General features: G+C 62.2%; 8 protein-coding genes. 4 read left to right on the top strand and 4 right to left on the bottom strand.

The genetic code is table 11. The features are described from left to right. Positions 1-556: NADP(+)-dependent, decarboxylating phosphogluconate dehydrogenase (locus tag ABW043_RS13595; protein ID WP_502908647.1), on the top strand; the 556-nt coding region annotated here is incomplete at its 5' end. 44 nt (positions 557-600) lie between these two features. Here the strand turns inward: ABW043_RS13595 and ABW043_RS13590 are convergent. The 4 genes from ABW043_RS13590 to ABW043_RS13575 all read right to left on the bottom strand — a co-directional run bounded on the left by ABW043_RS13590 (position 601) and on the right by ABW043_RS13575 (position 3,995). Continuing rightward, on the bottom strand, positions 601-1,086 hold the full coding sequence (locus ABW043_RS13590) for a GNAT family N-acetyltransferase (RefSeq protein WP_353921742.1): 486 nt from the start codon (positions 1,084-1,086) through the stop codon (positions 601-603). Further along, entirely contained in the window at positions 1,064-2,395 is a 1,332-nt protein-coding gene (locus ABW043_RS13585) for a TCR/Tet family MFS transporter (RefSeq protein ID WP_353921741.1), read from the bottom strand. The genes ABW043_RS13590 and ABW043_RS13585 overlap by 23 nt, the downstream gene beginning before the upstream one ends. Before the next feature lie 167 nt (positions 2,396-2,562). Beyond that, entirely contained in the window at positions 2,563-3,741 is a 1,179-nt protein-coding gene (locus ABW043_RS13580) for an FAD-dependent monooxygenase (RefSeq protein WP_353921740.1), read from the bottom strand. 8 nt (positions 3,742-3,749) lie between these two features. Next, the gene (locus ABW043_RS13575) at positions 3,750-3,995 is read right to left on the bottom strand and encodes a zinc-finger domain-containing protein (RefSeq protein ID WP_353921739.1); all 246 of its coding nucleotides are present in this window, start codon (positions 3,993-3,995) and stop codon (positions 3,750-3,752) included. Between the two features lie 226 nt (positions 3,996-4,221). Between ABW043_RS13575 and ABW043_RS13570 the strand changes: the two genes are divergently transcribed. The 3 genes from ABW043_RS13570 to ABW043_RS13560 form a co-directional block, all read left to right on the top strand. Beyond that, positions 4,222-4,992 carry an alpha/beta fold hydrolase gene (locus tag ABW043_RS13570; RefSeq protein WP_353921738.1) on the top strand — a complete coding sequence of 257 codons (771 nt, stop codon included), beginning with the start codon at positions 4,222-4,224 and terminating at the stop codon, positions 4,990-4,992. Between the two features lie 81 nt (positions 4,993-5,073). After that, a complete protein-coding gene (gene cysE, locus ABW043_RS13565; protein WP_353921737.1) occupies positions 5,074-5,898 on the top strand; it encodes a serine O-acetyltransferase in 825 nt (274 codons plus the stop codon). 115 nt (positions 5,899-6,013) lie between these two features. Next, a partial coding sequence (locus tag ABW043_RS13560) for a DUF3126 family protein (RefSeq protein ID WP_353921743.1) occupies positions 6,014-6,170 on the top strand: 157 nt, incomplete at its 3' end.

Genomic DNA, 6,170 nt, shown 5'->3' with positions numbered 1-6,170 from the left:
TGCTGCCCGCTCGATCTCCTCGCGCAAGGCCGAGCGCGTTGCGGCCGAAGGCATCTATGGCAAGCCGAACCGCGCCAAGACCGACGTGACGCTCGAAGACCTCGAAAAAGCGCTGCTGGCCGGCAAGATCGTTTCCTATGCGCAGGGCTTTGCCGTCATCGCCAAGGCATCGGAAGAATTCGGCTGGTCGCTGCCGCTGGCAACGATCGCAAAAATCTGGCGCGCCGGCTGTATCATCCGCTCGCGCTTCCTCGACCAGATGGCCTCCGCCTACGCCAAGGGCGAAGCGACCAACCTTCTCGTCGTGCCTGACTTCGTCGGCATCATGAAGGATTCGCACCCGAGCCTCCGCAAGGTCGTGGCCGCCGCCTCCGTCGGTGAATTCCCGATGATCTGCCTTTCCGCCTCGCTGAGCTATTTCGACAGCTACCGCCAGGCCCAGGGCACTGCCAACCTGACCCAGGGCCAGCGCGACTTCTTCGGCGCCCACGGTTTTGAAATCGAAGGCCGCGGCAGCGACCTCCACGGCACCTGGCCGTCGACCCTCGGCAAGTAAGCCAAAAAGAAAAGCCCCGCTTCGGCGGGGCTTTTTGTTGGGCGCTAGACCAGCGTCTTGAACATCACATAGCTATCCACGAAACCGTGGACCGGGTGATTGAACGCCTTGGGCAGCGTTCCGACAATTTCGAAGCCTAGTCGCTGCCACAGCGCCACGGCCCGCACATTTGCCGAAACTACGTGGTTGAACTGCATCGCGCGAAAGCCGCGCCCCTTCCCCACCACTTGCGAATGCTCGCACATCGCCGCCGCGAGGCCTTTGCCCTGCGCCTTGGGAGAGACCATGTAGCCGCAATTGGCTACGTGGGCCCCACCGCCACGCTGGTTGGCCTGCAGGTAGTAGGTTCCGAGGATGCCCCCCTCGTCCTCGGCGACAAAAACCTCGTGCGCGGGTAGAAACCAATAGTCCCGCATTTGTTCGTCGGTCAGGTCGCTGTCGATGGCATAGGTTTCGCCCGAGCGCAAAACCGGCGCCACGATGTCCATGATGGCGGCTTGGTCAGCTTCAGCGGCGGGGCGGATTATCATCGGGATCGTCCTCGATAGGGGCGACGCGCAATTGCCCCGGTGGAGGCAGATCCGGCGCCACGGGGTGGTCGGCAATCGAGGGACGATGCGTCAGCTCGAATTTCCACGCGGCAATGCCGAAGACCACGAGCGCGACGACCACGGCAATGCCGCAAGCGACGAACGGCGCGCCGGGGAAGTAGTGCGCAGTCTCGGGGGCGCTGTAGTAAGAGAAGATCTGCGTGGCCGCCAGGGGCCCAATGATCGTCGCGAGGGAACTCGCCGCATTCACTGCGCCCTGCAATTCGCCCTGGCTATTGTCCGGCACCTGCCGCGACAGCACGCCATTGATCGCCGGTGGCGCAAGGCCACTCACGGTGCCGACCGCGATGAAGAGGTAAAGCTGGTAGACGTCCGCCGAGAAGGCGATGCCGGCAAAGGCCGTGGCCGCGAACAACAGCCCAACGATGCCCACGGCCGGCTCGCCGATGCCCTTGGACAGCGGTCCCGCCAGCACAGCCTGGCTGAACGCAAATCCGATGCCGAAGGCGCCCAGCGTGCGGCCGATGCTCGAAGAGGTGAAGTTGAACACCTCCACCGTGAAATAGCTGAAGATCGTCGGCAGCGCCTGCGTCGCGAGCTGCAGGAAGAACAGCACTGCCAGCAGCCACAGCACCGACGGATACTGCCGCAGCGCCATCACGGCGCCGAGGGGATTGGCCCGCTTGATATTGAACTTGCGCCGATTGGCCTTCGGCAGGCTTTCCGGAAGCACCAGCAGCCCGAAGAGGAAATTGGCAAAGGCGAGACCAGCCGCCGCAAAGAAGGGCACACGCGGCCCGAGTTCACCCAGTTCGCCACCAATGACAGGCCCAATGATAAAGCCCAGGCCGAATGCCGCCCCGATCAGGCCGAAGCGATGCGTGCGCTTATGCGGCGGGGTGATATCGGCCATATAGGCCGTCGCCGTTGCCAACGCAGCGCCAGCGATGCCGGCGATGACACGGCCAATGAACAGGTACCAGACGAAGGGCGCGATCGACATCATCAGGTAGTCGAACGTCAGCCCCAGAAGCGAGGCCAACAGCACAGGACGCCTCCCGAACCGGTCCGAGAGATTGCCCAGAACCGGGGAAAACACGAACTGCATCAAGGCGTAGGCGAAAACCAGATAACCGCCGATCACAGCCGCGTTCGCGACGCTACCGCCCGTCAGCTCTTCCAGAAGCTCGGGCAGCACGGGCACGATGATGCCCACGCCGATCATGTCGAGCAGAATGGTGATGAGGATGCAGGCAAGGGTCAGTCGGGAGCGTGTCGCAGCTTGCATGCGGTATTCCGTTCCCTTTCAACCACTAAAGCATGTCTTCCGAAAGAGGCCCCGGTTTCGGGACAAAGACATGCTACTAAAAGATATCTAACGCGGCACGCGCCTTAGATGGCCTTGGTGTCGCGCAATTGACACGGGCTGCCCCTGCAACGCAAGGCCATTGGAAACTAATGCGGTTGCTCTTCCGGGGCGACCTCATAACCGTAGATCCAACCCAGCCTATCAAGGTGAGCTCGCGGCCCTTGCAGCCGCATGACCGTGTCGCGCGCGACCGATAGCGGCCATCTCATATGAAAAATGCGGCCATTGCTGGCCGAAAGCTTTGCCACCCTGCCAACTCGACTTTGCCGGACAGCCGCGTAACGCGCGAAGGCGGCTTCGGGTTCGGCATGTTCGACGAGCAGTGGTCCCAGCGTTGCCGCGTCCTCAATGCCCATGGCCGCGCCCTGAGCCTGGAACGGCACCATCGCATGTGCCGCGTCCCCGATAATGCCGATATTTCCGCGGTGCCAGACGGGTGTCGTGACCGTGTAAAGCGGCCAGGGCGTCCAGCTTTCGCCTGCAGCAGCCAGAATCACGCCCAGCGCGCCCTTGCCTTGCAGCTTTGGCTTCTTGGGGTTGTCTTCCGCCTTGCCCGGCAGGAAGAGGGCGAGGTTCACCTGCCGACGATGCGGCAGCGGATAGCAGACGAGATGGTGGCCGCTGCCAAAGAACACCGAGACACGGTCCATGGCGATCTGGCTCGCGACCGAGTCGGCCGGCACCACCGTCCGCCAGGCGACCCTTCCGCCAAACTGTGCGTCTGGCCCCTCGAGAAATTGCCGGCGCGTAGGAGAATGAACGCCATCCGCGCCGATGAATGCGTTGGCGCGTGTCGTCCGCGTCTGGCCACTGGCCTCGTCCACGACAACGGTCACTCCGCGGGCATGGGAAACCACGTCCCAGCCGCGCACGCCGAAGATGATGTCGATATTGGCAAAGCGTCGCGACGCCTTGTAGAGCGCGTCTGCCAGGTCAGCCCGGTGCATCACGGCATAGGGCGCGCCAAAACGTTGCTCCATAACCTCGCCGAACTCCATGCTGAAGAACGGCTTGGAGCTTCCGTGCTTGTAGGTGTCGAGCGCAGCGGGTTCGAAGGCGATCCGCGAAAGAGAATCGGCAAGGCCCAGCCGGTCGAAAATACGGCGGGCATTGGGGCTGATCTGGAGGCCGGCTCCTGCCTCCTGAATCCCGGCATTGCGTTCGAGCACGACAACGGTCGCGCCGAACTTTGCCAGGGTCAGCGCCAGCGTAAGGCCGGAGATACCGGCTCCGGCAATGACATAGTTACGGCCCGTAGCGGGCATGGTCAAACTCAGGCGGCGTATGCCTTGAAGATCGCCGAGGCAGGGTTGGCGTTACCTTCGCCAAGCTCGGGCTTATAGATGTAGAGCGTCGAGCAGTAGGAGCAGACCGCTTCGTTGTCCTTGCCCATATCGATGAAGATATGCGGATGATCGAACGGGGGCAGGGCGCCGACGCACTGGAACTCCTTGGAGCCAACCTCGATACTGCGGAGGCCTTCGGTGTTGTGGAAATGGGGCGTGGTGCCGTGTGCCATGGTCAAACCTGTGGGGTCGGTATTTTGCGCCGGACCATAGCCAAGTGAGGCTCCGAAATAAAGAGGTTCAGGGCGCCGAGTTTGACGCACCCAACCACTGGACGTCATCTTCGGGTTTGACCCCATGACACTGCATATCGGGCAGCGCTTCGGCGCTTAGACAGCCGTAACTCACTGGCACAAGCCGCTCTCCACGGCTAAACACTCCCGCAAAAGGAGCCTGCCCATGCCCCAATTCCAATCCAGCGGATATTCCCTCGCCTATGAAACCGCCGGGGAAGGGCCGGCCGTACTCTGCATCCACGGCTTCGCTTCGAGCGGCAAGGTCAACTGGATCGACACCGGCTGGGTCGAAACCCTGGTTGGGGCAGGCTACAAGGCAATCACCTTCGATCACCGTGGCCACGGCCAATCGGAAAAGCCTCACGACCCCGATGCCTATTATCCCGAGCGGATGATGGACGACAGCCTGGCGCTTCTCGACCACCTCGGGGAAAAGCGCGTTGCCGTGCTGGGTTACTCCATGGGTGCTCGCGTGGCGGCGTTCCTCGCCTTCAATTATCCGGAGCGCGTTGCCGCCGCTATTTTCGGCGGCATGGGCATGAATCTCATCAATGGCCTGACAGACGGCAATGACATCATTGCCGGCCTTCGCGCTCCGCGCCTCGCCGATCTGACGCATCCGACTGCCCGCCAGTTCCGTATTTTCGCCGATCACACCGGGTCGGACCGCGAAGCGCTGGCCGCCTGCATGGAAACCTCGCGCCAGCCCATGGCTCGGGCCGATGTCCGGCGAATCGAGGTCCCTGTGCTGGTGGCCGTGGGCGAAGCCGACGAAATGGCCGGCCCGCCGGAGCCCCTGGCGGAATTGCTCCCACATGGCGAAGCCTTCACCATTCCCAAGCGCGATCACATGCGCGCTACGGGTGACACCAAGTTCAAGGCAGCAGCGTTGGAGTTTTTAAGCAGGACTTTTCCCGTTCCAACGCAACCTTGAACCAAAGTGCGTGCCGGGGCTTTGTGTTGAACAACCAAATGCCTTATATCGGTAAGTCTCGATAAAGCGGAGTTGGACGCCATGAGCGGCAATGCCCACAAGTCAGCGCAGATCAAGTCGGTCGATCCTGTTTGGGAAGCCGTACGCGTTGGCGCTCGCCAGATCATCGATTCCGATCCGGCGCTCGGGCAGATGGCACTGACCACCGTGCTCAACCACGATTCTTTCGAGGAAGCGCTGGCGCATCGCCTGGCATCCCGCCTCGACCACGAAGACGTTTCGGCCGACATCATCCGCCAGACCTTCGCCGAAGTCCTGCGCGACAATCCTTCCATCGGCGAATCTGCCCGTGTCGACCTTGCCGCCACACTTGAGCGCGATCCCGCCTGCCACCGCGCCATCGAGCCCTTGCTCTATTTCAAGGGCTATCAGGCCATCCAGACCCATCGCTTCGCCAATGCCTTGTTCAAGGCCGGCCGCCGTGATTTCGCGCTCTACCTCCAGAGCCGCGCCAGCCAGGTTTTCCAGGTCGATATCAATCCCGCCGTTCCCATGGGCAAGGGCATCATGCTCGACCATGGCACCGGCCTCGTCATCGGCGAGACCGCCGTTGTCGGCGACAATGTCTCCATGCTGCAGAACGTCACTCTTGGTGGCACCGGCAAGGCCGATCAGGATCGTCACCCCAAGATCGGCGATGGCGTCCTCATCGGTGCGGGCGCCACGGTTCTGGGCAATATCCGCGTCGGGGATTGCTCGCGCATTGGCGCCGGCTCGGTTGTCCTCAAGGAAGTGCCGCCGCGTACGACGGTGGCCGGCGTTCCCGCCAAGGTTATCGGCGAAGCCGGTTGCGCACAGCCGGCCCTGGTCATGGACCAGATGGTGATGGTTTACGACAAGCCCTGATCGCTGCGGCAAGTCTCCGCCTCAGGTTGTCACCGCTAAAATGACCGTGCTCGGGGGTTGCCAGCAGCCCGTGACGGACTAGATTGCGCGCCAACCCAACAGCAGGACGATTGCCGTGAACCATCCCGAAATCATCAAGCTGCAGAAATTCCTGCAACGCATGTTCAACAACAAGAACATCGACGTCCGTCCGCGCGCCAAGCTCAACGACTCGGTGGAAGTTTTCGTCGGCGACGAGTCGATCGGCCTCATCCACGTCGATGACGAAGACG

Source organism: Devosia sp. (assembly GCF_040509215.1).
Classification (GTDB): domain Bacteria; phylum Pseudomonadota; class Alphaproteobacteria; order Rhizobiales; family Devosiaceae; genus Devosia.
Note: the sequence above shows the minus strand (reverse complement) of the source record. Positions and strands in the feature narration are given on the sequence as shown.